24 protein-coding genes are annotated in these 23,602 nt (G+C 66.9%); 19 read left to right on the top strand and 5 right to left on the bottom strand.

Going from position 1 to position 23,602, the window contains the following annotated elements; all coding sequences use genetic code 11:
- Window positions 1–56 precede the first annotated feature (56 nt).
- The 8 genes from CHB65_RS17230 to CHB65_RS01525 all read left to right on the top strand — a co-directional run bounded on the left by CHB65_RS17230 (window position 57) and on the right by CHB65_RS01525 (window position 9,718).
- A complete protein-coding gene (locus tag CHB65_RS17230; RefSeq protein ID WP_179213552.1) occupies window positions 57–221 on the top strand; it encodes a DUF7838 family putative zinc beta-ribbon protein in 165 nt (54 codons plus the stop codon).
- A 337-nt stretch (window positions 222–558) separates the two neighbouring features.
- Window positions 559–1,890 carry an RNA-guided endonuclease InsQ/TnpB family protein gene (locus CHB65_RS01560; protein ID WP_089383283.1) on the top strand — a complete coding sequence of 444 codons (1,332 nt, stop codon included), beginning with the start codon at window positions 559–561 and terminating at the stop codon, window positions 1,888–1,890.
- Between the two features lie 226 nt (window positions 1,891–2,116).
- Window positions 2,117–3,109: an AAA family ATPase gene (locus CHB65_RS01555; RefSeq protein ID WP_089383282.1), complete on the top strand. Its 993-nt coding sequence runs from the start codon at window positions 2,117–2,119 to the stop codon at window positions 3,107–3,109.
- Between the two features lie 3 nt (window positions 3,110–3,112).
- Window positions 3,113–4,252: a DUF58 domain-containing protein gene (locus CHB65_RS01550; protein WP_089383281.1), complete on the top strand. Its 1,140-nt coding sequence runs from the start codon at window positions 3,113–3,115 to the stop codon at window positions 4,250–4,252.
- Window positions 4,249–6,621 carry a transglutaminase TgpA family protein gene (locus tag CHB65_RS01545; protein ID WP_089383280.1) on the top strand — a complete coding sequence of 791 codons (2,373 nt, stop codon included), beginning with the start codon at window positions 4,249–4,251 and terminating at the stop codon, window positions 6,619–6,621. The genes CHB65_RS01550 and CHB65_RS01545 overlap by 4 nt, the downstream gene beginning before the upstream one ends.
- 114 nt (window positions 6,622–6,735) lie before the next feature.
- Window positions 6,736–7,029 (top strand): stress response translation initiation inhibitor YciH, encoded by a 294-nt coding sequence (gene yciH / locus CHB65_RS01540; RefSeq protein WP_089383279.1) that lies wholly within the window; start codon window positions 6,736–6,738, stop codon window positions 7,027–7,029.
- Between the two features lie 221 nt (window positions 7,030–7,250).
- On the top strand, window positions 7,251–7,769 hold the full coding sequence (locus CHB65_RS01535) for a DUF7342 family protein (protein WP_089383278.1): 519 nt from the start codon (window positions 7,251–7,253) through the stop codon (window positions 7,767–7,769).
- Between the two features lie 698 nt (window positions 7,770–8,467).
- Entirely contained in the window at window positions 8,468–9,718 is a 1,251-nt protein-coding gene (locus CHB65_RS01525; protein ID WP_089383276.1) for a tRNA (N(6)-L-threonylcarbamoyladenosine(37)-C(2))-methylthiotransferase, read from the top strand.
- Between the two features lie 16 nt (window positions 9,719–9,734).
- Here CHB65_RS01525 and tmcA read toward each other — a convergent pair whose 3' ends face one another.
- Entirely contained in the window at window positions 9,735–12,110 is a 2,376-nt protein-coding gene (gene tmcA, locus CHB65_RS01520) for a tRNA(Met) cytidine acetyltransferase TmcA (RefSeq protein WP_089383275.1), read from the bottom strand.
- Between the two features lie 111 nt (window positions 12,111–12,221).
- Between tmcA and CHB65_RS01515 the strand changes: the two genes are divergently transcribed.
- The 6 genes from CHB65_RS01515 to CHB65_RS01490 all read left to right on the top strand — a co-directional run bounded on the left by CHB65_RS01515 (window position 12,222) and on the right by CHB65_RS01490 (window position 15,809).
- Entirely contained in the window at window positions 12,222–12,671 is a 450-nt protein-coding gene (locus CHB65_RS01515) for a UPF0179 family protein (RefSeq protein ID WP_089383274.1), read from the top strand.
- 83 nt (window positions 12,672–12,754) lie between these two features.
- Window positions 12,755–13,165, top strand: a complete 411-nt coding sequence (locus CHB65_RS01510; RefSeq protein WP_089383273.1) for a hypothetical protein — start codon at window positions 12,755–12,757, stop codon at window positions 13,163–13,165.
- Between the two features lie 66 nt (window positions 13,166–13,231).
- A complete protein-coding gene (locus tag CHB65_RS01505; RefSeq protein ID WP_089383272.1) occupies window positions 13,232–13,744 on the top strand; it encodes a hypothetical protein in 513 nt (170 codons plus the stop codon).
- Between the two features lie 87 nt (window positions 13,745–13,831).
- Window positions 13,832–14,158 (top strand): hypothetical protein, encoded by a 327-nt coding sequence (locus CHB65_RS01500; protein ID WP_089383271.1) that lies wholly within the window; start codon window positions 13,832–13,834, stop codon window positions 14,156–14,158.
- Between the two features lie 173 nt (window positions 14,159–14,331).
- Entirely contained in the window at window positions 14,332–15,270 is a 939-nt protein-coding gene (mch, locus tag CHB65_RS01495) for a methenyltetrahydromethanopterin cyclohydrolase (protein ID WP_089383270.1), read from the top strand.
- Window positions 15,270–15,809, top strand: a complete 540-nt coding sequence (locus CHB65_RS01490) for a hypothetical protein (protein WP_089383269.1) — start codon at window positions 15,270–15,272, stop codon at window positions 15,807–15,809. Before mch ends, CHB65_RS01490 begins: the two co-directional genes overlap by 1 nt.
- A 31-nt stretch (window positions 15,810–15,840) precedes the next feature.
- Here CHB65_RS01490 and CHB65_RS01485 read toward each other — a convergent pair whose 3' ends face one another.
- The 3 genes from CHB65_RS01485 to CHB65_RS01475 form a co-directional block, all read right to left on the bottom strand.
- The gene (locus CHB65_RS01485) at window positions 15,841–17,031 is read right to left on the bottom strand and encodes an amidohydrolase (RefSeq protein WP_089383268.1); all 1,191 of its coding nucleotides are present in this window, start codon (window positions 17,029–17,031) and stop codon (window positions 15,841–15,843) included.
- A gap of 130 nt (window positions 17,032–17,161) precedes the next feature.
- Window positions 17,162–17,431 (bottom strand): AbrB/MazE/SpoVT family DNA-binding domain-containing protein, encoded by a 270-nt coding sequence (locus tag CHB65_RS01480; protein WP_089383267.1) that lies wholly within the window; start codon window positions 17,429–17,431, stop codon window positions 17,162–17,164.
- A 92-nt stretch (window positions 17,432–17,523) separates the two neighbouring features.
- On the bottom strand, window positions 17,524–18,822 hold the full coding sequence (locus CHB65_RS01475; RefSeq protein ID WP_089383266.1) for a carboxylate--amine ligase: 1,299 nt from the start codon (window positions 18,820–18,822) through the stop codon (window positions 17,524–17,526).
- Between the two features lie 147 nt (window positions 18,823–18,969).
- Here CHB65_RS01475 and CHB65_RS01470 point away from each other — a divergent pair, with 147 nt between their 5' ends.
- Both CHB65_RS01470 and CHB65_RS01465 read left to right on the top strand, forming a co-directional pair.
- The gene (locus CHB65_RS01470; RefSeq protein WP_089383265.1) at window positions 18,970–19,470 is read left to right on the top strand and encodes a DUF5813 family protein; all 501 of its coding nucleotides are present in this window, start codon (window positions 18,970–18,972) and stop codon (window positions 19,468–19,470) included.
- Window positions 19,471–19,525: 55 nt separating this feature from the next.
- Window positions 19,526–19,849 carry a hypothetical protein gene (locus CHB65_RS01465; RefSeq protein ID WP_089383264.1) on the top strand — a complete coding sequence of 108 codons (324 nt, stop codon included), beginning with the start codon at window positions 19,526–19,528 and terminating at the stop codon, window positions 19,847–19,849.
- A gap of 25 nt (window positions 19,850–19,874) precedes the next feature.
- Here the strand turns inward: CHB65_RS01465 and tmk are convergent, their stop codons facing one another.
- Window positions 19,875–20,471, bottom strand: coding sequence for a dTMP kinase (gene tmk, locus CHB65_RS01460; RefSeq protein WP_089383263.1), 597 nt, complete (start codon window positions 20,469–20,471; stop codon window positions 19,875–19,877).
- 135 nt (window positions 20,472–20,606) lie between these two features.
- Here tmk and CHB65_RS01455 point away from each other — a divergent pair, with 135 nt between their 5' ends.
- The 3 genes from CHB65_RS01455 (at window position 20,607) to cofC (ending at window position 23,583) form a co-directional block, all read left to right on the top strand.
- Window positions 20,607–21,506, top strand: a complete 900-nt coding sequence (locus CHB65_RS01455; RefSeq protein WP_089383262.1) for a complex I NDUFA9 subunit family protein — start codon at window positions 20,607–20,609, stop codon at window positions 21,504–21,506.
- A 208-nt stretch (window positions 21,507–21,714) separates the two neighbouring features.
- Complete coding sequence (locus CHB65_RS01450; protein ID WP_179213551.1) at window positions 21,715–22,893, top strand: tubulin/FtsZ family protein; 1,179 nt, start codon at window positions 21,715–21,717, stop codon at window positions 22,891–22,893.
- Between the two features lie 15 nt (window positions 22,894–22,908).
- Window positions 22,909–23,583 (top strand): 2-phospho-L-lactate guanylyltransferase, encoded by a 675-nt coding sequence (cofC, locus tag CHB65_RS01445; RefSeq protein WP_089383261.1) that lies wholly within the window; start codon window positions 22,909–22,911, stop codon window positions 23,581–23,583.
- The last annotated feature ends 19 nt before the right edge of the window (window positions 23,584–23,602 follow it).

The raw sequence follows: 23,602 nt of genomic DNA, 5'->3' as shown, positions 1-23,602 counted from the left end.
GGCCGGGACGGCGCGGATCAGTAGGTTAAAAACCGCTTCGGACGGATCCCTCGGACATGGCGCTGGAGAAAGACGTCGACTGTCCGAGATGCGAGGAGACCCGCGCGTTCTACCGGACGGCGGCGATGACGCTTCATCTCGGTGAGAAGCAAAAGTGGCGATGTCCGGAGTGCGGCTACGGCTTCGTCGAGGTCAACGGTATCAGCACGCTTTCGGCGTGAACCGTCGCGGGCCAAGCCCCGAGGCACTCGCCTTGCTTTCCGCGTAGCCCCACGCGGTCGTGACCGCCTGCGGGCGGCACACACGGACGTGAGATGCCTTGTGTGGCTGCGGAGTGGCCACGAGAAACGGTTATACGAAATCAAGGAGAATACCTGCGCCTTTAGGCGTCCCCAGAAATCTATGATTTCTGGTGTGCGAACGAGACCTTTGGTCTCGTTAACGCAGGATGAATCCGACAACTCCTACGCACCCCACCGTCGACAGCAAGGCCGGATATTCCACGCCAGCCGATACGAATAACAAAACGCCACACATAACTGGTTATGAAGCCAGAAAATGAGTCGAACCATCCGAACATTCGAGGCCACGATCACGAACCAGCGACAGGTTCGTGACGACCTCGACCAGCTCGGATGGGCCGCCTCAAAACTCTGGAACGTCGGTCGCTACTACGCACAAGAACAGTGGGATGAGACGGGTGAGATCCCCGATGACGGGGAACTCAAAGCCGAACTCAAAAGCCATGAACGCTACACGGACTTACATTCTCAATCCAGTCAGCGCGTTCTCGAAGAACTCGCTGAAGCGTTCAACGGCTGGTTCCGCAAGCGTCGGAACGGCGATGACCGTGCCCGACCGCCCGGCTACCGCAAGAGCGGAGATTCCCACCCACGTTCAACTGTGTCGTTCAAAGCGGCTGGCTTCAAGCACGACGAACAGTTCACCCGCGTTCGCCTCTCGAAAGGTCGCAACCTCAAAGAACACCGCTCGGACTTCATCCTGTGCGAGTACGAGACTCGCCCGGATGTTGACCTGACCGAGTGGGACATTCAACAGGTTCGCGCGATCTACAAACGCCACGAGTGGCGTCTTCAATTCGTCTGTCGTACCACTATTGACCCGGAACCACCGGGCGACGAAGTGGCTGGTGTTGACCTCGGGATTTGCAACTTCGCCGCCGTTTCGTTCGGTGGTGAGTCGGTGTTGTACCCCGGCGGCGCACTCAAAGAGGACGGATACTACTTCGCGAAAAAGAAAGCCAAGTGCGACGATTCCTCGTCGCGAGAGGCTACCCGTCTCGACCGCAAGCGGACTGGTCGCCGGACTCACTTCTTGCACACGCTTTCGAAAGCACTCGTCGAAGCGTGTGTCAAACGAGGTGTCGGCACGCTCGTCGTTGGCGATCTCGGTGGCATTCGAGAGGACGACGGGAACGGTGAACCTCGAAACTGGGGCGACCACGGCAATCTCGGTTTGCACGGGTGGGCGTTCGACCGTTTCACGAGGCTACTCGACTACAAAGCGGAAGCCGAGGGCATCGACGTAGAGTTGGTGTCGGAACGCGATACGTCGAAGTCGTGTTCAGCGTGTGGTCACACCGACGATAATCAGCGTGTGGAACGCGGACTGTACGTGTGTGAGAGGTGCGATACGGTTGCGAACGCGGACGTGAATGGCGCGGAGAACATTCGACAAAAGGTACTCCCGAGTCTCGCCACGGATGGCGGTGACGAGACGCACAGCGTCTCGTCCGCACACCAGAACGGCTCGCGTTCTGGGGGCGGAGATAGGGATAACGGCTGGTTGGCACAGCCAGCGGTTCACTTGTTCGACCGTAGTGAGGGCGTTTTTGTCCCACGAGAACAGGTCGTGAACCGCGAACCGTAATATCCCAACTCAGCGGCGCGTTGCCGTGGGATTCCCGCGTCTTCAGGCGCGGGAGGATGTCAAATACGCGGCGGAACGGATATGAAGCCTTCGTCCCAACGGTCCGGTAGACGACGAGTGCGCACCCTGTTCACATGGATCGTTTCACGCCCCTGCGCCGGCCTCCGTCGCCGGCGACGCGACCTCGAGGAACCGTACGGCCCGGAGCCATGCGGGAGGGACGCGAATGACTGATGTGACCGACACGACGGAGACGACCGTCGAGGACGACTCCGGTGACCTTCCCCCGTTCGGCCCGACGGAGACCGCCCGGCTTACCGAGGAGGTTATCGAATCCGTCGAGGCGGTGATCGTCGGCCACCGCGATGCCATCGAGGACGTGATCGTCACCGTTCTCGCCCGTGGCCACCTCCTGATCGAGGACGTCCCCGGCGTCGGGAAGACGACGCTCGCGAAGGCGATCGCCCGCTCGTTCGATGCCTCGTTTAAACGGGTCCAGTTCACCCCGGATCTCCTCCCCTCCGATGTCACCGGCGTCAACGTGTTCAACCAGCGCACCGAGGAGTTCGACTTTCGTCCCGGCCCGGTGTTCGCCACCTTCGTCCTCGGCGATGAGATCAACCGCGCGCCCCCGAAGACGCAGTCCGCCCTCCTGGAGGCGATGGAGGAGCGACAGGTGACGACCGACGGGGTCACGCGATCGCTTCCGGATCCGTTCTGTGTCATCGCGACCCAAAACGACGTGGAGCCGGGCCAGACCTACGAGCTGCCGGTCGCGGAGCTCGATCGGTTCACGAAGAAGATCCGGCTCGGCTACCCCGGAACCGACGAGGAGGTACACATGCTTGAGCGCTTGGTCGATGACCATGCAGGTCATCCGGTCGAGTCGCTCGAACCGGTTGCCAGCGTCGAGGATCTCCTGCGGGCCCGTCGAACCGTTGCGAAGGTGGAGGCGGCCGAGCCGGTTCGGGCGTACGTCGCCCGGCTCGCGACGTACACCCGTCGAAACGCCGCCCTCGGCGTGAGTCCACGCGGCAGCCTCGCCCTGCTCCGAACCGCACAGGCCCGGGCCGTCCTCGACGGTCGCGACTACGTCCTCCCGGACGACGTGCAACGGGAGGCACAGTCGGTGCTCGCACATCGGATCCGGACTGAATCGGGCGAGACCACCGGCCGACAGATCGTCGCCGAGGCGCTAGACCGGGTCGACGTGGAGTGACCGATGCGATCGCCAACGCTCACCCGGCGCGGTCGAATCGTCGTGGTCGTCTGCGTCCTCGCGACGGCCCTCGCGCTCGCCGGCGGCGGCGGGGCGATCAACGCCGTCATCCTGTCCGGCCTCGTCGCGCTCGCCGCGGGGTATCTGCAGGTCGCACGGGTCGACCGGCCGGAAGCCGTTCGGTCGCGACCCGCGGACGGGTTCGTGGGCGAGCGGCGTACGGTATCGCTCACCTTCGAGGGCGCTCACGGCACGGCCTTCGGTCAGTCACCGTTCCTCGCCCGTGTGACCGACGTGGTCGACGACGGGCTGACGATACTCGGTCGGGAGCCGTCCCTCACGACGATCGGCGGGGGGCCGGTCAGCTATACGGTCGAGTACGTCTCCCGGGGTCGGCGGCGGTTTGGACCGGTGCGGATCGAGGCGACCGACGTCTTCGGACTGTTCGTACGCGAACTGGTCGTCGATGAGCGGACGACGGCGATCGCGTATCCGGAACGCCACCCGATATCGCCGCGATTCCGCCGCGGCCTGTACGCCGAGGAGGGGATCGGACGGAGCCCACAACGCGAGGCGTTCGACCGGCTTCGTGAGTATGCGCGGGGCGACTCGCTGCGTGACGTCCACTGGCCGGCCACCGCCAAACACGACGAGCTGGTGGTCAAGGCGTTCTCCGCCGAGCGCGAACGCCGTCGCGTGACCATCGTCGGCCGGACCGTCGACACCGGAAACGGGCCGGGCGGGGAGGGGATCGCTGCGGCGGACGAGGCAGCCGCGGACCTGCTCGCGAGCGCGGCCGTCAGCCTCTCGCTGGCGTTCCTCTCGGATGGAGTGTCGGTCGACCTTCGGCTCCCCGACGGCTCGGCGGTCGCCCACCCCGACTCGACCGGCCGGCGCGAGCTGCTTGAGTTGGCGGCGCTCACCGGGCCGGGCGCGCCGAGCGACGGGGCGAAAGCGGACGTCCGTCTGGTCGCGGACGACACGGATGTGCGTCTCCACGCGAACGGCCGGCCGACCTCCTTTACCGCGCTTCGTTCGGAGGCGACGGATGGGTCGGGTGCACGAGACGATCCCACGACACCCACGCGCAATCGGACGGACCGGCCGAGAGCCCCGCTCGCCGACGGGGGTGAGCGTCGATGAGGACGCGACACACGGCAGGGACCGATAAGGGGGCCACACGGGGAGATGGCGGGGACGACGGTGCGGAGAGACGCGTGTTCAGCCGATCGACGGCCGCATCGGTCCGATCGCTCCCGCCGGGACTGGTGCATCCGGCGACGGTCGGGGTCGCCGCGATCGTCGGCGCGTATCTCCACACCGTGTTGTCGATCACCGACATCGTCGGCGGCAGCTCCCGGATCGTCGCCGGGGTGCTCCTCGCCGTCGTCCTCGGGCTCGCCTGCTCACGGCTGTTCGGTGAACGAATCGTCGCATGGGCAACGCTCGTGTGCCTCGGTCTCGCATTGGTGGGCTACTATTTCGCCGTCCCCGAGAGTCAACGTGCGCTCTTTTCGTTCCGCGGCGTGTTCTTCGATACGCTCTCGTTTCTCACCGGCCTCTCGGTGCTGCGGCTCGCGCGCGTCGACGTGTGGATGGTCGCGGTCATCCCCGTGTTGAGTTTCCTCATCACGTATCTCACCGGGCGGGGTCGACACGTTCTCGCAGCCGGGATCGCCGGCGGCATCCTGGGGATATTCGTGCTCAGCGGCGACGCCGGCGACGCCGTCACCATCGTGGGTGTTCTCGGCGTCGCGCTCGCCGCGGGGGCGACGACGCTTCGTGTGCCCGGCGGGCTGTCCGGGCATGGCGATACCCTCGCGCTCGTGTTGGCGGTGATGCTCGTCGCGAGCGCGACCATCACCGTGATCCCGGCGGGTGCGACCCAGTCGTGGGGCGGGTCGGGCGGCACGCCGGGGCTCGAATCGACGCTTATCGACGACGACGAGCTGACGATCGTCGGATCGGCACAACTCTCCCCGGAAGTGCGGTTCACCATCGAAAGCGACGTCGAGGCGAACTGGCGGACGGGCGCGTACGACACCTACACCGGTGACGGCTGGGTCCGTTCGGGCGATGAGCGGCCACACACCGGAGCGCTTTCGGGACCGCCGGGCGAGACCGTCGCCGTCTCGTCGACGGTCGTCCCCGAGACCGAGATGCGGGCGCTTCCCGCGCCGTGGCAGGCCGTTCAGGTCGACGGCCGGCTCGGCGAGAGCATGCAGGTCGACGAGCGCGGGACGCTCCGCCCGGGAACCGAGCTGCTCGAAGGCGAATCGGTCCCCGTCGAGAGCCGCGTTCCCGATCCCGACCCCGAGGAATTACGTGCGGCGGACGAGGCGTCCGACGAGGAGGTCCTCGATCGGTACACCCAGCTGCCGGAGGACACCCCCGATCGCCTCGGCGAACGCACCGAGGAGATCCTCGCGGAGGCTGACGCGGAGAACTCCTACGAGGCGGCCGTGGCCATCGAGACGTACCTGATCGAGGAGTACGACTACTCGCTGTCAGTCGAACGGCCCGACGGCGACGTCGCCGACGCGTTCCTCTTCGAGATGGACGCGGGCTACTGTACGTACTTCGCGACGACGATGGTCGCGATGCTCCGGTCACAGGGCGTGCCGGCACAGTTCGTGACGGGCTACAGCAGCGGCGAACAGGTCGGCGACGACGAGTGGGTCGTCCGTGGGCAGGACGCACACGCCTGGGTGCAGGTCTACTTCCCGGAACACGGTTGGGTGGAGTTCGATCCGACGCCGAGCGCGGAACGCGATCAGGTCCGTGAGATCCGGCTTGCGGAGGCGCGCGCGGACGGCGTGGCGGGCGTCGACACCGCAGGGAGCGCCCCTGAGGGGAGCCCGACGCTGCCGGAGGAGATCGATGCGGATGACGAGACCGATGTGGTCGAAGAGTCAGCGGATGTGGATGAGGAAACGGCAGCGGACGACGTGGACAACGAAACGGTCGACGACGCGTCGGCCGGTTCCGACATCCCCGAGGACGCGCTTGAGGGTATCGGGGGTGGCGAGGCGACACCCGATGAACTCGGAGCCGAGGAGGCCGTCGACGGGGCGGACGCCACGTCGCCGACGGATCGCGTTCCGGCGCCGTCGCGTGAGACGCTCGGCTACGGCCTCTTCGTCCTCGTCGTCGCCGTCGCCGGGGCCCACCACACCGGCGTGACGGGGCGGCTGCGGTTCGCGCTCCGTGTTCGACTCCCGGCGCGTCGGCGGACGCCTGTGGCGGATGCGGAGCGGGCTTTCGCGGACCTCGAACGACTGCTCGCGGCACGACATCGCGGACGCCGTCGGGGGGAGACGCCGCGATCGTATCTCACCGCGCTCCGCGTCCGTGGCGTCGACGACCGTGTGCATGCGGTCGCGGCGGTGTACGAGCGGGCCGTCTATGCGGGGGACGTGAGCCGCGAGGAGGTCGACGAGGCGCGGCGGACGGTCCGACGGCTGGCGTGGGAATCGACGCCGCTCGTCGGTCGGCTGTTCGGGCGACGATAGCGATCGGAGACGGGAGGAAGCCGGTCGTCGTTGCCCTCTCGCGCCGACCGGACGTGTGATCCGGCTACACTCCCGACACTATTTAATACCGGCGACCAGTACGCTCAAAACGTAATGTCGGAAGTCTGCTCGACGTGCGGGCTGCCCCAGGAACTCTGCGTCTGTGAGGACGTCGCGAAGGAGTCCCAGCAGATCAGCATCCGCATCGACGAGCGCAGATACGGTAAGGAGGTAACGGTCATCGAAGGATTCGACCCGAAGGACGTGGACATGGATTCGCTGTCCTCGGATCTCAAATCGAAGTTCGCCTGCGGCGGCACCGTCGAGGAGGGCGCCATCGAGCTGCAGGGGAACCACTCGGGTCGCGTGGAGGAGTTCCTCCGCGATAAGGGATTCAACGTCGCGTGACCGTTCGCTAACTACCCGCCGTCGGGCACCCCCGACGCTTTTCGTTCGTGCGCCACACTCCGCGAGCGGCGTTGCTGTCGAGCGATGGGTTCATCCGAGGGTGGACAGAACGAACCGGCAGTAATGTAGCCGCGTCATCGGCATCGGAGGGGTCCTGCACAGCTTAAACCAACATATTTCTCTCAGCAAAGTACATATATGGCGAACAGGTAGCTGATACTATGACGGCTGACGCCCGCCGCGACGGCCCGCCACCCTTCGAGAGGCCGTTTGAGGGGGAAGATACGAAACAGCGCGTGTATGGGGCGGTCCTCCATGCCCGGGAGCCGATGACGGCCGCGGAGATCGCCGAGCGAGCGGACTGTTCGACGGAGTCGGCACGAACGCACCTGTCGTTCTACGCCGACTTAGGGATCGTCGTGATACACGAGGGCCGACCGGTCGGATACGAACGCAACGACGACTACTTCGAGTGGCGGCGGGTTAACGAACTGGCACGGAATCGGACCATCGAGGAGCTACAAGCTCGCGTGTCCGAACTGACCGACCAGATCCAAAAGCACCGAGACGAATACGGGGTGGATTCACCCGCCGACGTCGATGTCCTCTCGTTCGATGCGGACCGTATCGACGAGGTGTACGCGGACCTCGGTGAGTGGGCCACGCGCATCGAGGAGCGTCGACTGCACGAACGTGCACGTCGGAAGGTCGCAGAGTCACAGGCCACGACCCATATATAAATGGTTCCGGCGGAAGACGGTGCCAGTCCGCCACCGATCGATCGGGCGGTGCTTGAGCGGATGCGCTCCAGGTTCAACGCAACTCGACTCGTGCGGTCGGCGCGCCCCGGTGAGCGCCCGAAGGGCGTGAAACCGAGCGCGAGGGAGCCCACGGCTGGCGGGTCCGCCAGCCGTGGCGAGGCTGGGGAGGCGTGAGGATTCGGGTGCGGTGGCAACAGTCGATCCGCGCTCCTCGCTCGGGACGCCGCCGAAGGCCCCAGATCACTGCCACGGCATATTTATAAACAGCCGCACGGTCTCTCACGATCGCTTATAAACAGCCCGAGCAAAAGACCGCGCAGTTCGCAGTTCTCAGCGACCGGCTGTTTCAGACAAGAATGTGTCTGAAAATGTGGTTTCCAAGCAGGATATAACGCCACCCGAGGTCTGCCTCATCCTCGGCCCTCCCCAGCCTCGTTCCGTCGGGGCCGCCGGACCGCTCGGCGGCCCCGACGCAACTCCCTCGCGGGCCGCCCGCGGCTGCTAAAAGCCGCGGGCGGGCGCGCCGAACCGGTTTATAAACCGGCGCGGTGGGAACCTCCACTATCCCCGCTCGTCGCGTCCGGCAGTTCAGTCCGATCGTCGCCCGCGGACGTGTTCACCCGCCGACGCCCGATCCGTCGCCCTTTTGCCCGCGGGACCGATACTCAGGGTATCCGATGGCGACGTATCACATCGAGACGTACGGCTGTACGTCCAACCGGGGTGAGAGCCGCGAGATCGAGCGGGCGCTGCGCGACGGCGGCCACCGCCCCGCCCCCGGCCCCGACGAGGCCGACGTCGCCATCCTCAACACCTGCACGGTCGTCGAAAAGACCGAGCGAAACATGCTCCGACGCGCCGAGGAGCTGGCCGATGAGACCGCCGAACTCGTGATCACCGGCTGCATGGCGCTCGCACAGGGCGAGGCGTTCCGCGAGGCCGGCATCGACGCGGAGGTGCTCCACTGGGACGCCGTCCCCGAACACGTCCTCAACGGCGAGTGCCCGACCGTCACGCCCGACGTCGACCCCGTGCTCGACGGCGTCGTCGGCATCCTCCCGATCGCCCGCGGCTGTATGAGCAACTGCTCGTACTGCATCACCAAGTTCGCGACCGGCCGCGTCGACTCCCCGTCCGTCGAGGAGAACGTCGCGAAGGCCCGCGCGCTGGTGCACGCCGGCGCAAAGGAGATCCGCGTGACCGGCCAGGATACCGGCGTCTACGGCTGGGATACGGGCGAACGGAAGCTCCCCGAACTCCTCGATCGGATCTGTGACATCGACGGCGAGTTCCGCGTCCGGCTCGGCATGGCGAACCCCGGCGGGATCCACGGCATCCACGAGGAGTTGGCCGACGTCTTCGCGCGCAACGAGAAGCTCTACGACTTCATCCACGCGCCGGTGCAGTCCGGCAGCGACGAGGTCCTCGAAGCGATGCGCCGACAACACCGCGTGGGGAAGTTCCGCGAGGTCGTCGAGACGTTCGACGACCGACTCGACGAGTGGACGCTCTCGACCGATTTCATCGTCGGCTTCCCGACGGAGACGGCCGAAGACCACGAGCGGTCGATGGAGCTCTTACGGGAGGTTCGCCCCGAAAAGATCAACGTCACCCGCTTCTCCAAGCGTCCCGGCACCGACGCGGCCGACATGAAGGGCCTTGGCGGGACAATTAAAAAGGAGCGCTCGAAGGCGATGTCGGAGCTGAAGATGCAGGTCGTCGGCGAGGCCTATGGGTCGATGGTCGGCACCGAACGCGAGGTGCTCGTCGTCGAGGAGGGGACCGCCGACTCCGTGAAGTGTCGTGACGGCGCGTACCGACAGGTCATCATTCAGCGGGCCGGCGAGCGCGGGATCGAGGTCGGAGAGTTCCTCGACGTCGAGGTCACCGGCCACAACACGGTGTACGCCTTCGGCGAGCCGGTGTGACCGACGTCCTCGACTGTTAACCGTTTATAAAGCGATCGCGCTCCCGCCGGGCGAGCGAGGTGCCGAACCGCTCCACGAGCGGCTTCGTCGCCTCCCCGATCGCTCGCATGCACGAGCGTGTCGAGGGGTAGCCGAGGTTGGCGACGGCGTCCCCCCATGACCATCCCTGTAAGACCTTCCGGACGAGGAGTCGCTCGGCTTCGTCGTCCAGTTCGACCGCCACGTCGGCGGTTGCTTCGATGTCGGAACCGACGAGCGCGGCGAACGCGAGGTCACGAAACGCGCCGGGAGCGACGTCGTACATGCCGGGACCGTAGGCGGCCGCGACGACCGCGCGCCACTCGTGATCGGTCAGATCGACCGTGGACGTCCCCTCCGGATCGGGTGCGGAGGACCCGAGTGCCCCACGGATCACGTCGACGTCGACCTCCCGGTGGGCGTCCGAGAGCGCATCCCGTTCGCGCCGTCGAAAGGCGCTCGCGTGCCGGGAGAGCAGGGTCCGCCCGGACTCGGTCACCGGCCGCAACATCACCACGGAGTGCTCGCCGGAGGTGTCGTTACGCGTCGTCGAGAGGTGCACCGTCCGATAGCCCGCGCGCCGCCAGAACCGGAGCAGGCGGGGCGTCGCCCCGTATCCAACCGAGACGTAGTCCACGTCGTCCGCGAACTCCGCGTGGATCCGATCGAGGAGGCGGGTGCCGAAGCCCGTTCCACGGAGCGCGTCGTGGGTCGCGATCCGGACGACCCGGAGCCCCGCGGGTTCGCCGGCCGCCTCGTCGCGTAACTGGCTCGTGAGCAGGTCAGGCACCATGTTCCCGTGGACCCGATCCCCCTCGTACATCGATCGGCGGCGGTCGGCCGGAAGCGATCCCTCTCGGGCGAGCAGCGCAACGGCCACGGGCCGGTCGTTGACCACGAGCGCCCGGGTGTGGAGGTTGGGCGCGTCAAGCACCCGCGCGAGGTCGTTCGACTCGGTGCGGTAGTGGGCGACGACGAGCAGCCCGAACGTCTCGGCTAACAGGGTATCGTTCCCGAGCAGCGTTTTGGGGTCGAGCGCGCGGTACGTCGCGTCCGCAGAGTCCGCATCCGCAACCGCGGCCTCGACGGCGGGGCGGGCATCGAGGAGGAGCGCATCGAAGAGCCATCTCTCGACTGGGTCACCCCGCACATAGCGGATCGGCTCCTTGAGATGGACGTCCCGGACGACGTGGTCCGCGTCCGCGAGCCGTTCGCGAAACCGGACGGCGAAGCCCCGGCCCGCCCCCTCGTAGCCGTGGACGGTCGTGCAGAACGCGACCGACGGTGCCGTGAGGAAGCGTTCGAGCAGCTGGACGGGGAGCGCGGCCGCCTCGTCGACGATGACGGCATCCGGATCATCGAGACAGTCGGCGGCCTCGGCCGCCGGCAGGAACCGGACGCGGCCACCCGTGGCGGTTCGAATCTCGTGTGCTGTCCCCGTAGCGGTCCGTTCCCCGTGTGTCGTCTCCGTAGCGGTCCGTCCCCCGTGTGCCGCTTCGTCGTCGTCGCTTCCACCATCACCGTCATCTTCGAGTCCGACCAGCTCCCGCGCCCGTTCGAGGACTTCCCTCGCGTTCCGGAACGCGGGGGCGGTGACGAGCACGTCGGCGCCGGCGAGCGCCAGCGATCCCGCCGCCAGCCCGGCGGCACTGGATTTTCCCCGCCCCCGATCGGACTCGATGACGACCGCGGTTCCCGGGTCGGCGAGCGATTCGAGCGCCCGGACCGCACGCGCCTGATCGGCGGTCAGACAGGCCTCGTATGCGGCGTCGGGAAAGGCCGCATCTGCGGGTCGACGCGGCCGCCGGTGATCGGTCGCAGGTGGCGGGTCCGCCCGTCCGTCGCGAATGAGGTGCATGTTCTCGGGGCCGCGTTCGCCGTCGCCGACGTCGACGATGGCGATGCCCGGATGTCGTCGGAGCGTCCCGACCAGCCGCTCGCGAAACCGGCCCGTCACGTCGGACAATTCGTATGGCGGCACCGCGAGCGCCCGGTCGAACCCATCACGGATGGCGGGCCATCGATCGAGATCGGGCGTCAAGAGGACGAGGAGCCCGCCGCCGTCGACCGCCCCCGCGGCGGCCCCGAGCGCGTTCGGGACGAACCGCTCGTGACAGTCGACGACGACGACCGTGCGGGTGGCTCCGAGAAGCCCGCGCGCGTTCCGTGGTCGATACTCATCGAACCGGAATCCCTCACGGGTCGAGACGATGGCGACGTCGTCTGATCGGATCGGATCGTCCCCGTCGACGGCGTCGACGATCTCGTAGGCGGCGTCGATCCCACGATCACGGTCACCCGCGAGGACGATCAGGCGGCGCTCGTTCGCCCGCACGGCCTCCCGTCGTCGCTCCCTCGCGAGCGTTCCGATCATCGCATCCGCGTTGTCGGGGGGTGGGGATGTGTCTTGCCCTCCGTGGTCCGGCCGGGATCGGCCGACCCTCTCGGCCGGGACGCTTACCATCGCTGGGGCCGATGATCGGGTATGACCACGATCACGCTCATCGGCAGCCGGCTCGCGGACGTCGGTCGCGAGTTCGTCTACGGGGGCGAATCGCCCGACTGCGAGGGCTGTCCGTACCGCGGACAGTGTCTCAACCTCTCCGAGGGGACCCGCTATCGGATCACCGGCGTTCGCGAGAACGCCCAGACGCTCGACTGTGCGGTCCACGACGCGGGCGTTCGGGCGGTGGAGGTCGAGCCCGCACCCGTTCCCGCGAACGTCCCCTCGAAGGTCGCGTACGCCGGCAGCAAGGTCGAACTCGCCGGGCCCTGCCCGCACACCGAATGCCCGAGTCATCAGTACTGCGTCCCCGAAGGAGCCGATTTCGACGACGAGCGCGTCATCGAACAGGTGCTCGGGGAGCCGCCCCACGATCACTGCGCGCTGGATCGGGATCTGACGCTCGTGAAGTTCGCCGCCGAATCAGAGTGACCGGATCGGATCGTTCCCCTCAGCTACCGTGGATCCACGTTCTCACCGGTAATGTTACTGTATGTCAAGCACGAATACGGGCCATGCTCTGTCGATGGACCGTGTTCTTCGTCGCGAATCCTCGACTGCTGGCGTCGCTTGATCCGTTCTGGTCGGACGTCGACGTCGAGGAATGGTCCGGCCGGTTCGAGTGGGAACAGGACGATTTCAACGGCCTGATCGACGTGTCGGCCAATCCGTTCGAGACCTACTGTCGGGAACGGGGTGACTGTGTCGACTACGCGACGGCGGTCGTCTCGTGGGCGATCGCACACAACCGACCCGGCGTCGGGATCGGGGTGTGTGGGTACAATACGCGTGCGATCCCGATCCCTCGACACGTGATCGCCTACGATCACGAACGGACGTACTCCTCGGGCGTGATCCGCGAGGGAACGCCCGACGACTATCTGCAAGCGTCGGAGTATGATTGGATCATGACGCGAACCGTTTGAGCCCGTCCGCCGATCCGCGATCCCCCGTCGACGGGCGTTTAACCACGGCGCACGTACGGCCCGCCGATGGGCTTTCCGGTCACCTACTACTGTCCGCGCTGTGGGACGCTCGCCGAACTCGACCGCGACGGCTACCTCGCGGACAAGGCGGTGACGCCGTATCCCTTCGAGGGCTGGCGGTACGTCGCCCCGACGGAGCCGTTCGAGGACGACGCAGCCGACGGCGTCCGGTTCGTCTGTGGCGAAAGCGACGGCGTCCGCTGGCGGCCCGCGTCGGACCGAACCGAGGCGGGCGCGAACACGGAGACCGAGGGGATTGCGGGAAGCGAGGGGGTTGAGGGGATTGCGGGAAGCGAGGAGGTTGCTGGAGGCAAGGGGATCGAGGAGGTTGCTGGAGGTGAGGGAGTTGCTGGAGGCGAGGGCTGTGGTGACGCCTTTTATCTCTCGTTCGTGCGCTACGAGGAGGGCCGGGAGATCGACCCGCGTGCGGAAACCGAACTCGTCGAGATCAACCCGGATCCACGGGCGTCCGGGCCGCGGGGGCCGGGCGGTCCGGGTGGACCCGGCGGCTTCTGGTAGGGACGTCGGATCGACCGTCCGTCGAGTGCCCTGACCTATCGATCCGACGGCCATATTATTATCAGCCCGAGGCCCGATCCCTCAGGTATGGCGGACACCAAATCGGGACGAGCAGAGCAGGCGCGCAACCAGGAACGACGACGTATCGAACGGGACGTCGCCGAGGCGCTCGAACGCGGCGACGAGCCCGAACCGGCCGACGATACCCCCGTGGAATGTTATCGCCGGAACTGCCGTGAACTCGCGGCGTTCTCGGTCACCGAACGGTATCAGGAGGAGACCGGAAAGGGGGCCGTGGAGGCGACAGCACGTCTCTGTGAGATCCACACCGCCGAGGAGTCGCCGACGAACCTCGATAAGGCGTATGCGGACTACGTGTTCCGTGTCGAGCCACTTCCCGACGGCAACCACTGAGTCACCGTTGTGGCGGGAACGATACCGGTCGGTCGGCCACGGCAGTTTCCGACCGACGCTCAATCCACCGATCGTCAACCGACCGATCGCCGACCGACAACCGACCAACCGAACCTCAACCGACCGATCGCCGACCGACAAACCCCTTACGTCAGGGGGGCGAACGGACCCATATGCAGAGCATCAATCGGACCGCGATCGAACTCGTCGACGAGGCGCTCGATTTCGCGGGCGAGCTGAACGTCGTCGGCTACGAACTCGACAACGGCGCGACGGTCGTCGACTTCGGCGTCGAGGCCGGGGGCGGCGTCGAGGCGGGACTGTTGCTCGCGGAGATCCAGACCGCGGGGCTCGCGAACGTCCGGACGTCGATGGGTGAGGTCGCGGGCGCGCCGCGCGCCTACGTCGAACTCTCGACCGACCACCCGGCCGTCTCGCTGTTGTGTTCACAGAAGGCCGGCTGGGAGCTCGCCTTCGAGAACGGGTTCGAGGGGCTCGGATCGGGGCCGGCCCGCGCGCTCGTCGGCCGCGAGACGGAGTTCGAGCGGGTCGGCTACTACGACTCCTCGGAGTTCGCCACGCTGACCGTCGAATCCACGGCGCTGCCGGACGTGACGGTCGCCGAGCACGTCGCGGAGCTCTCGGAGGTCGAACCGAGCGGCGTCTTCCTCCCGACGTATGCGACCGGGTCGATGGCGGGCTCGGTCGCGACTGCCGCCCGCGCCGCCGAGTTGGCGGTCTTCCGCCTGCTGGAGATCGGCTACGAGCCCACCGACGTCCTCCACGCCTCCGGACGGGCCCCGATCGCCCCCGTCACCTACGACGAGGACCGCGCGATGGGCCGGACGAACGACGCGTTGGCCTACGGCGGGGAGGTTCACCTGCAGGTCGCCCGCGACGACGATCGGTTCGAGGGACTCGTCTCGACGGCCCGTGACGACTACGGGACGCCCTTCGTGGAGATCTTCGAGGCGGCCGATTGGGACTTCTATTCGATCCCCGAGACCGTCTTCGCGCCCGCCACAGTGACCGTCGACGTCGTCGACGGTCCAGTCTACACGGTCGGAAAGACCGACGAGGAGCTGCTCGCGGCGTCGTTCGGCTACCGCTGATGCGACTGAAGCCGGTGCCGGAGCCGCCGGACACGCTCGCCGGGATCACGCCGTACCGGGATGCCGTTCCGCTCGTCCCCGGCCGAACCGACGACTGCTGTGCGCGCCTCTGTGACCGAACGGATCTCGACACCAGACAGGTCGCGAACGACTGGCTGGCGTTTCTCGACGCGCTCGAACTCGTCGAGTCGACGCCGCGTGGGTTCAAACGCACGGACGCGGATCTCACTCCCGAGGGCGTGCGACGTGGGCTTCGCGAGCGCGTGCTGTTCGCCCCGGAGGCACTCGCGCTGCTCGGCGAGGCGACCCGCGAGGATCCGGTGACCGCCGCGGACGTGTTCGCGGCCACCCGCGATCGGGTGCCCCGACACGACCGTGCACGCGATCCCGACTGGGAGACGAGCTGGCTGGAGCGTGCCGAGCGGCTGCTCGGGTGGCTCACCCTGGTCGATCTCGCGGAACGGGTTACGGCGGACGCGGACGGCGACGCGGGCTACGTCGCGGGTGACGCGGGCTACGTCGCGGGTGACGCGTACTGAGACGGCCGACCGGTGGGTCGATAGAATCCGACTACCAGGCGTACTCCTCGCGCGGATCGACGGCGTCGCGCTCGCGGTCGAAGACGTGTTCGCCGTCGACGAAGACGTGTCGCGTCCGGGTACCGTTCTCATAGAACACGCCGTCCCAGACCGCGAGGTCGGCGTCCGTTCCAGGCTCCAGCGTACCGACGCGGTCGTCGATCCCGAGGATCTCCGCCGGAACGCGGGTGACCGCCGCGAGCGCGTCGTCCGCGGGGAAGCCCTCCCGGACGGCGAGCCCGACACAGACGTCGAGGTGGTGTTGCGGGACGACCGGCGCGTCCGTCTGGATCGCGACCTCCACGCCGGCCTCGTGGAGGATCGCCGGCGTCTCGAAGGTGATGTTGCGGAGTTCGTACTTCGCACCCGAGTAGAGCGAGGGGCCGACGACCGCGGGTACGTCCCGTTTCGCGAACTCCTCGGCGATCAGGTGCCCCTCGGTCGCGTGTTCGATCGAGAGGTTCTCGATCCCGAACTCCTCGGCGATCCGGAAGACGGTCATGATGTCGTCGGCCCGATGGGCGTGCACCCGGAGGGGGAAGCCCTCGGTGAGGACGCGCGAGAGGTTCTCCATCCCGAGGTCGCGCTCGAACGGTTCGCCCGCGTTTCGGGCGTGTTCGCGGCGGTCGACGTAGTCCTCGGCGGCCATGAACGCCTCCCGGAGCGTGGCGGCGACGCCGGGGCGGGTGCTCGGCTGGCGACCCTGTTCCTCGCCGTGGAACCGCTTCGGGTTCTCGCCCATCGCGGCCTTCATCCCGTCCTCGCGGATCAACATCCCGTCGGCGGTCAGCCCGTAGGTCTTCATCGAGCAGATGATCCCGCCGATGACGTTGCCCGAGCCCATCCGTGCGGACACCGATGTCACCCCGTTCCGGAAGGCGTGTTTCAGCTCCTCGTCGCGGGGATGAAAGCCGTCGAGCGCGTTGACGTGGGGCGTGACCGAGTCGGTCCCCTCGTTGTAGTCGCGGTCCTCCGGTTCGCCCCACTCCGAGATGCCGGCGTGGCTGTGGGCGTCGATGAGCCCCGGCGTGACGTGGTCGCCGCCGACGTCGATCGCGGTCGCTTCAGCGGGGACATCGACGTCGCCGACGGCGACGATCTCGCCGTCGTCGATCAGGACGTGTCCCTCGACGGTTCCGCGCTCGGTGGCGGTGTGGACGAGGCCGTTGGTGATGGCGTACATGGTCGTACTCATCGGCGCTTGGGGGAAACCGTTCGGGCCGGGTGGATCGGTTGCCGGTTCGTCAAGAAACGAGAACGAGGACGAGAGGGAAACGGGAGTGGCGCTCAGCGACCAAGAAAGTCGAAGAATATCACGTTTCGTTCACGTCGAGGTGTGAGCTCCACTCACGCTTCGATTCCCGACGGATCTGCTCGAGATCGATGTCGTGCTCGACGAGTTGGTCTTTGACGGCCCGCAGTCGCTCGAACGCCGGTTGCTTCGGCCGGACCCGAAGCGTCCCATCCTCAGCGAGGGTGAACTCCACCTCCGTCCCCGCGCGCAGGCCGAGCTCGTCGCGGATCCGCTTTGGGATCGTCACCTGCCCCTTGCTCGTAACCGTTCCGTCGGCTGAGATCGCCATTCCTTACTTAAGTTGGTCTTCCTTACATATGAAATTCTGTGCGAACGGTGTTCAATCAGCACCGATTTTATATCACAACCGATCCGCACGCCTCAACAGGAGCAGTAGTACTCCCGGTCGAGAAACGCCGTTTGCAAGAGCTTTTCAGCGGGGCCGGGATCTGACGGCCGGTAGACGCCCGTCGTCAGCGAGCCCTCGGTCTCGAACGCGCCGGAGACGAGCCGTCCCCAGTCCTCGCCGCGGAGGACGTCCCAGAACCCGTCGTCGGTCGCGAGCAGCGTGAGATAGTCGCGGAGGTAGACCCACCGGGTCGGTTCGATCCCGTCCGACTCGTACTCGGCGTCGGTGACGGCGGCGTAGGCCGCCATCGGCAGGTTCGCGCCGGCGGCGACGGGCATCGAGATCCACTTCCACGGGCGGGTGTTGACGTCGAGCAGCAGGAACTCCTCGCGCTCGGCGTCGTAGACGAACTCCGACTCGCTGATCCCATAGTAGCCGGCGTCCTCGAGGACGGCGAGCGCGCGCGCTTCGATCTCGGGTGCGTCGACGGTTTCGACCAGACAGGAGGTGCCGAACTGGCGGGGGAACCGGACCGCGGCGTTGCCGACGACCGCGAGCGCGTCCTCGACGCCCGAGGGCGGCACGTACGACGCCAGCGAGTGGTCCTCGCCGGTGGCGACGTCGACCCGCTTTTGTGCCATCACGTCGATCTCGGCCTCCCTCGCCTCGTCCACGACCTTCGTGAACGACTCGTGATCGTCGACCTCGATCACGTTCGTGCCGAACGCTTCCTCGAACTCGCGTTTCAGCGCCGGCTTGACGACGAGCGGGAAGCCGAGCGCGTCCGCCGCTTCTTCGGGCGTCGCGTCCGCTTCCGGACCGTCGCCGAGCCGATAGGTCTCGGGGTAGGGCACGCCGAGATCCTCACAGGTCGCGTAGAGTTTCGATTTGTTCAACACGTCGTCGACGACGTCGATCCCCGAAAAGGGGAGTCGGACGCCGTCCGGCTGTGCCTCCGCGTACGCGAGCGCCCACTCGTCCATACAACCGAACGCGACCGCCTCGGTGCCGGCGGCCTCGACGATCGCCTCCACGTCCGCCCGGAAGCCATCGAGGTCGTCGAGGGGGTAGGTCACCGCGCCGGCGAAATCGATCGCCTCGGACGGCGGCGCGAGCCCGTCGTGCGGGACCGTTTCAATACCGTCGTCGTCGGTCGAGGGTGGACCACCGGCGCGATCGAGGGCGATCACGGGCACGTCGTGGGCGGCGAGCGCTCGGGCGACGCCGAGGCCGGTGATATGTGCGTTGCTGACGAGCGCCGGCGGGCGGTCGAAGGAGGCGTCCGCGAGCGCGTCGATGAGCGCCGCGGTGGAGAGAACTCGGTCGGCCATGGATCCCCCTTTCCGGTCGAACCCTAAAGTCGCATCAGTACCGGTCGACCGTGCCACTATCGTGTACGGAGGCGAGGCGCTCCGTGCGGCATGGGCGCGACACCGGACACAACGCCCTTTTGTAGCGATCGGCCCCTTTCAGCTCACATGAGTTCCGAGACACCACCGGGTCGCGTTCGTCGCGCGTTCGCAAGCCACGGCTCCTTCGAGCAGGTACGGGACGCACGCTGGGAGTCGACCACGACCGCCTTCGAGGGCGCGGTCGACGTCGCGGACGCCGAGGACGGTCGGATTCGATTCGACGTGACCGTCACGGTTCCGACCCTGTCGGCGACGGCGGCCGACGAGATCGCCGAGGTGGTCGAGGAGGGCTGGTACGAGACGTTCGAGCTGCGTGTCGTCGACGTCGGCGCGGTCACCCGGAAGGAACACGAGTTCGACCCCGACGTCGAACGTACGGGCGAGGAGATAACGGTCGCCTTCTCGTTCACGGATATCAACGAACGCCGCGGCGTCGACGACGCGGGCGCGCTTATCGACTTCGTCGAGGGAACCTACGTGCAGGGGGTGATCCCGGGCTATGAGTACGTCGAACCCGTTTCGGATCTCCTCTCGGCCGCACGTCGGCAGGGAAGCGCCGGGCCGTAAGCGCCCGCTCCCGGCACTCCGATAGGCGGAAAAGCCGGGAGCACGTAGCACTGATATGCTCTCGGTCTTCGGGTTCGTGTCGCTGCTCGCGCTGATCGCCGCACACACCCTCGCCGCCGGCGTCATGACACGATTCTTCCGGCTCCGGTTGAACACGACATGGGGGTGGATCGTCTATACGGCGATCTTCCCACCCATCGTGCTGCTCGCCTCGACGTTGGTGTTTACCGGCGTGTTGGGCGTCGGCACCGGCGTCGACCTCGGGAGCCCGTCGGTCGTGTTCGCCGTGCTCGTCTTCTTGCCCGTCGTGCTCGGCGCGACGATCGACTACCTCTACATGCCCCCGCCGGAGGAGTACGAGCTGCCGGACACGACGTGAGCGGGGGCTAACTCGATCCGCGAATTCAGCCCTCGGCGAGCAACCGTTCCATCACCGACTCGACGTGATCGAGGACCTCCTCGGGCGAACGGGTCGCGTCGATCCGAACAAATCGGTCGGGTTCGGCGGCGATCAGTCGCTCGTAGTTCTCGGCGACGGCGGCGAGGTAGCCGTCCTCCTCGAACTTGTTCGTGCGCCCGGAGCGCTCCGCCGCGGTTCGCGGGTCGAGGTCGAGATAGAGCGTCGCGTCGGGTGGACGGGAGAACGCCTCGTGGATGCCCCTTATATACTCAAGGGGGCGGCGGATCTCGATATCGCTCGACGCCAGCGTCGCCGCCTGATACGCGAACCGGGAGTCGGAGTAGCGATCGGAGACGACGAGGTCGCCGTCGGCGAGCGCCGGCCGGATCGTCCGTTCGAGGTGGTCGGCGTGGTCGGCAGTATATAAGAACAGCTCCGCGAGCGGGTCGGCGTCGTCGTCCTCGATGGATCGGTAGACGGCGTCGCCATACCAGCTGCTCGTCGGCTCACGGGTGAACGTCGCGTCCGGATAGACGTCGCGAAGCGCCTCCCAGACCGTCGTCTTACCGCTGCCGTCGAGTCCCTCCAGCGTGACCAGCATGGTCGCGCTCGGGGGGCGGCGTTTATAAATCGGGGTGATACCGATTACGAGCTCCGCTGCCGCCGTCATCCCGTCGTCAGCCCCACGTCTGACAAGCGCGGTAAGTTTACGGTTCATCCTCACGTGTTACGCCCCATGAAGGTGCTTGTTGCCGGCGGTGGCGGGTTCATCGGGTCGTACCTCTGTCGGGCGCTCGCCGACGGGGGCCACGACGTGACCGCCCTGTCGCGTTCGCCGAACGACGTCCCCGAGGGCGTCACGTCGGCGACCGGCGACGTCACGGCGTACGACTCGATCGAGCCGGCCGTCGAGGGGCACGATGTCGTGGTGAACCTCGTCGCGCTCTCGCCGCTTTTCGAGCCGAAAGGCGGCAACGAGATGCACGACCGGGTTCACCGTGGCGGGACCGAAAACCTCGTCCGGGCGGCCGAGGCGGGTGGCGCGAGCCGATTCGTTCAGATGAGCGCGCTCGGGGCCGACCCGAACGGCGATACGGCGTATATCCGTTCGAAGGGGCAAGCCGAGGGGATCGTCCGCGAGAGCGACCTCGAATGGACGATCTTCCGGCCCTCCGTCGTCTTCGGCGACGGCGGGGAGTTCGTCGGCTTCACCAAGCGGTTAAAAAAGATGTTCGCGCCCGTCGTGCCGATGTATCCCCTTCCGGGCGGCGGCAACCGGACCCGGTTTCAGCCGATCCACGTCGAGGACCTCGTGCCGATGCTCGTCGCCGCAGCCGAGACGGACGATCACGCGGGCGAGACGTACGAGGTCGGCGGCCCGGAGGTGTTGACCCTCCGTGAGGTGACGGACTTGGTCTATGAAGCGGAACGGAAAGGGATCACGATCGTGCCGCTGCCGATGCCGCTCGCGAAGGTCGGGCTGACCGTCCTCGGGGCGGTCCCCGGCTTTCCGATGGGCGCCGATCAGTACCGCTCGCTCAGCTTCGACAACACGGCGGCCGAGAACGATGTCGGGGCGTTCGGGATCGACGAATCGGAGATGACCACGCTCGCGTCGTATCTGGGGGTCGCATGAACCACACGGATACGGTGGGACCGGATCGAACCACACTTGTCAACATGAAATCACGATATCGATCGACGTCGAACGGTACGAAATCACCCCACCGCGTCGGGGTTACCGCGTCGCTGCGTCGCACGGAAATCTCAAAGCTGGTAACGGCATCAGAAGCCTTATATTCCAGTTGGCGCTGTGTGTTTTCAAACGGTAAGCGGGGTACACGATGAAACTGGCAATGATCGGATTCGGACAGGCGGGTGGGAAAGTCGTCGACAAGTTCCTGGAGTACGACAAGCGGACGGGCTCCGAGATCGTGCGGGCGGCGGCGGCGGTCAACACGGCGAAAGCCGACCTCATGGGATTACAACACATCTCGGAGGAGCAGCGCGTGCTCATCGGACAGTCGCGCGTGAAGGGCCACGGCGTCGGCGCGGACAACGAGCTGGGCGCGGAGATCGCCGAGGAGGACATGGACGAGGTCCAGGGCGCGATCGACTCCATCCCGGTCCACGAGGTCGACGCGTTCCTCGTCGTCGCGGGGCTCGGCGGCGGGACGGGCTCCGGCGGCGCGCCGGTGCTCGCGAAACACCTCAAGCGGATCTACACGGAGCCGGTCTACGGGCTCGGCATCCTGCCCGGCAGCGACGAAGGCGGGATCTACACGCTCAACGCCGCGCGGTCGTTCCAGACGTTCGTCCGCGAGGTGGACAACCTCATGGTCTTCGACAACGATGCGTGGCGACAGACCGGGGAGTCCGTGCAGGGCGGTTACGAGCAGATCAACGAGGAGATCGTTCGCCGCTTCGGGATCCTCTTTGGGGCCGGCGAGATCAAACAGGGGCAGGAGGTCGCAGAGAGCGTCGTCGACTCCTCGGAGATCATCAACACGCTCGCCGGTGGCGGCGTCTCCACGGTCGGCTACGCGGAAGAGGAGGTCGAAGAGCGCAACTCGGGAGGGCTGCTCTCGCGGCTCCGCAACGACGATGGCGTCGACGAACTCGACACGGCTCACACCACCAACCGGATCACGAGCCTCGTCCGGAAGGCGGCGCTCGGTCGGCTCACGCTTCCGTGTGAGATCGAGGGCACGGAGCGCGCGCTGCTCGTGCTCGCGGGGCCGCCGGAGTATTTAAACAGAAAGGGGATCGAGCGCGGCCGCAAGTGGCTCGAAGAGCAGACCGGGTCGATGGAGGTCCGCGGCGGCGACTACCCGTACCGTGGTGCCGGCTTCGTCGCGACGGTCATCCTGCTTGCGGGCGTGACGAACGTCCCCCGGATCAAGGAGCTGCAGCAGGTCGCCATCGAAGCGCAGGACAACCTCGCGGAGATCCGCGAGGAGAGCGAGGAGAACCTCGAGAGCCTCGTCAACGACGGCGAGGACGAGCTCGAATCGCTCTTTTAAACGACCGAGCCTCCGATGGAGGTGCTCGTTCCGTTTTCGACCGACCGTCCAAAGTCTCGACTGTCGAGCGTGCTTTCGCGAGCGGAGCGGACGGCGTTCGCCCGCGCCATGTGTACCGATGTCCTCGCCGCCGTACGGGCCGCAGGCGGCGAGCCGACCCTGTTGACGACTCCGCCGGCGGAGTCGCCGGCCGACGACCTCGACGTTGACGCCATTACAGCGGCGGCCGGTATCGCCACCCCTCCCGTCATCGTCGACGATCGGGCCCTCTCGGCGGCGGTCAACGCGCAACTCGTTGACCGTCGGCCGACCCCAGACGAGCCGGTCGCGGTCGTGATGGCCGACCTCGCCATCGCGACGTCGGCGGCGATCGAACGGCTCCTCACCGCCGACGGCGACGTGGTCATCGCGCCCGGACGCGGCGGTGGCACGAACGCGCTCGTCGTCCGGGACCCGTCGTTTCGGGTCGACTATCACGGGGCGTCCGTCCGGGATCATCGACGGATCGCCGCGGCGATCGACGCGGATGTCAGGGAGATCGATTCCCATCGACTCGCGAGCGACGTCGACGAACCGGCGGATCTCACGGAGGTGTTGCTCCACGGCGACGGCGCTGCGGCCGCGTGGCTCCGCGAGGCCGGTTTTCGACTCGGCGTTACGGACGGCCGCGTCGGCGTCGTTCGTGAGTGAACGAAACCGCTACCGTGGC

The organism is Halorubrum vacuolatum (genome assembly GCF_900188065.1).
GTDB classification, from domain to species: Archaea; Halobacteriota; Halobacteria; order Halobacteriales; family Haloferacaceae; genus Halorubrum; species Halorubrum vacuolatum.
Note: the sequence above shows the minus strand (reverse complement) of the source record. Positions and strands in the feature narration are given on the sequence as shown.

Excerpts from the sequence above, each read along its gene's own strand:
- CHB65_RS01465 (WP_089383264.1), top strand. The coding sequence starts at position 19,526 with ATGCTCTCGGTCTTCGGGTTCGTGTCGCTGCTCGCGCTGATCGCCGCA.
- CHB65_RS01485 (WP_089383268.1), bottom strand. The coding sequence starts at position 17,031 with ATGTACGCCATCACCAACGGCCTCGTCCACACCGCCACCGAGCGCGGA.
- CHB65_RS01555 (WP_089383282.1), top strand. The coding sequence starts at position 2,117 with ATGACTGATGTGACCGACACGACGGAGACGACCGTCGAGGACGACTCC.
- CHB65_RS01535 (WP_089383278.1), top strand. The coding sequence starts at position 7,251 with ATGACGGCTGACGCCCGCCGCGACGGCCCGCCACCCTTCGAGAGGCCG.
- CHB65_RS01560 (WP_089383283.1), top strand. The coding sequence starts at position 559 with ATGAGTCGAACCATCCGAACATTCGAGGCCACGATCACGAACCAGCGA.
- CHB65_RS01525 (WP_089383276.1), top strand. The coding sequence starts at position 8,468 with ATGGCGACGTATCACATCGAGACGTACGGCTGTACGTCCAACCGGGGT.
- yciH (WP_089383279.1), top strand. The coding sequence starts at position 6,736 with ATGTCGGAAGTCTGCTCGACGTGCGGGCTGCCCCAGGAACTCTGCGTC.
- mch (WP_089383270.1), top strand. The coding sequence starts at position 14,332 with ATGCAGAGCATCAATCGGACCGCGATCGAACTCGTCGACGAGGCGCTC.
- CHB65_RS01500 (WP_089383271.1), top strand. The coding sequence starts at position 13,832 with ATGGCGGACACCAAATCGGGACGAGCAGAGCAGGCGCGCAACCAGGAA.
- cofC (WP_089383261.1), top strand. The coding sequence starts at position 22,909 with ATGGAGGTGCTCGTTCCGTTTTCGACCGACCGTCCAAAGTCTCGACTG.
- CHB65_RS01455 (WP_089383262.1), top strand. The coding sequence starts at position 20,607 with ATGAAGGTGCTTGTTGCCGGCGGTGGCGGGTTCATCGGGTCGTACCTC.
- CHB65_RS01550 (WP_089383281.1), top strand. The coding sequence starts at position 3,113 with ATGCGATCGCCAACGCTCACCCGGCGCGGTCGAATCGTCGTGGTCGTC.
- tmk (WP_089383263.1), bottom strand. The coding sequence starts at position 20,471 with ATGCTGGTCACGCTGGAGGGACTCGACGGCAGCGGTAAGACGACGGTC.
- CHB65_RS01470 (WP_089383265.1), top strand. The coding sequence starts at position 18,970 with ATGAGTTCCGAGACACCACCGGGTCGCGTTCGTCGCGCGTTCGCAAGC.
- CHB65_RS01510 (WP_089383273.1), top strand. The coding sequence starts at position 12,755 with ATGCTCTGTCGATGGACCGTGTTCTTCGTCGCGAATCCTCGACTGCTG.
- CHB65_RS01545 (WP_089383280.1), top strand. The coding sequence starts at position 4,249 with ATGAGGACGCGACACACGGCAGGGACCGATAAGGGGGCCACACGGGGA.
- CHB65_RS01505 (WP_089383272.1), top strand. The coding sequence starts at position 13,232 with ATGGGCTTTCCGGTCACCTACTACTGTCCGCGCTGTGGGACGCTCGCC.
- tmcA (WP_089383275.1), bottom strand. The coding sequence starts at position 12,110 with ATGATCGGAACGCTCGCGAGGGAGCGACGACGGGAGGCCGTGCGGGCG.
- CHB65_RS17230 (WP_179213552.1), top strand. The coding sequence starts at position 57 with ATGGCGCTGGAGAAAGACGTCGACTGTCCGAGATGCGAGGAGACCCGC.
- CHB65_RS01490 (WP_089383269.1), top strand. The coding sequence starts at position 15,270 with ATGCGACTGAAGCCGGTGCCGGAGCCGCCGGACACGCTCGCCGGGATC.
- CHB65_RS01480 (WP_089383267.1), bottom strand. The coding sequence starts at position 17,431 with ATGGCGATCTCAGCCGACGGAACGGTTACGAGCAAGGGGCAGGTGACG.
- CHB65_RS01515 (WP_089383274.1), top strand. The coding sequence starts at position 12,222 with ATGACCACGATCACGCTCATCGGCAGCCGGCTCGCGGACGTCGGTCGC.
- CHB65_RS01450 (WP_179213551.1), top strand. The coding sequence starts at position 21,715 with ATGAAACTGGCAATGATCGGATTCGGACAGGCGGGTGGGAAAGTCGTC.
- CHB65_RS01475 (WP_089383266.1), bottom strand. The coding sequence starts at position 18,822 with ATGGCCGACCGAGTTCTCTCCACCGCGGCGCTCATCGACGCGCTCGCG.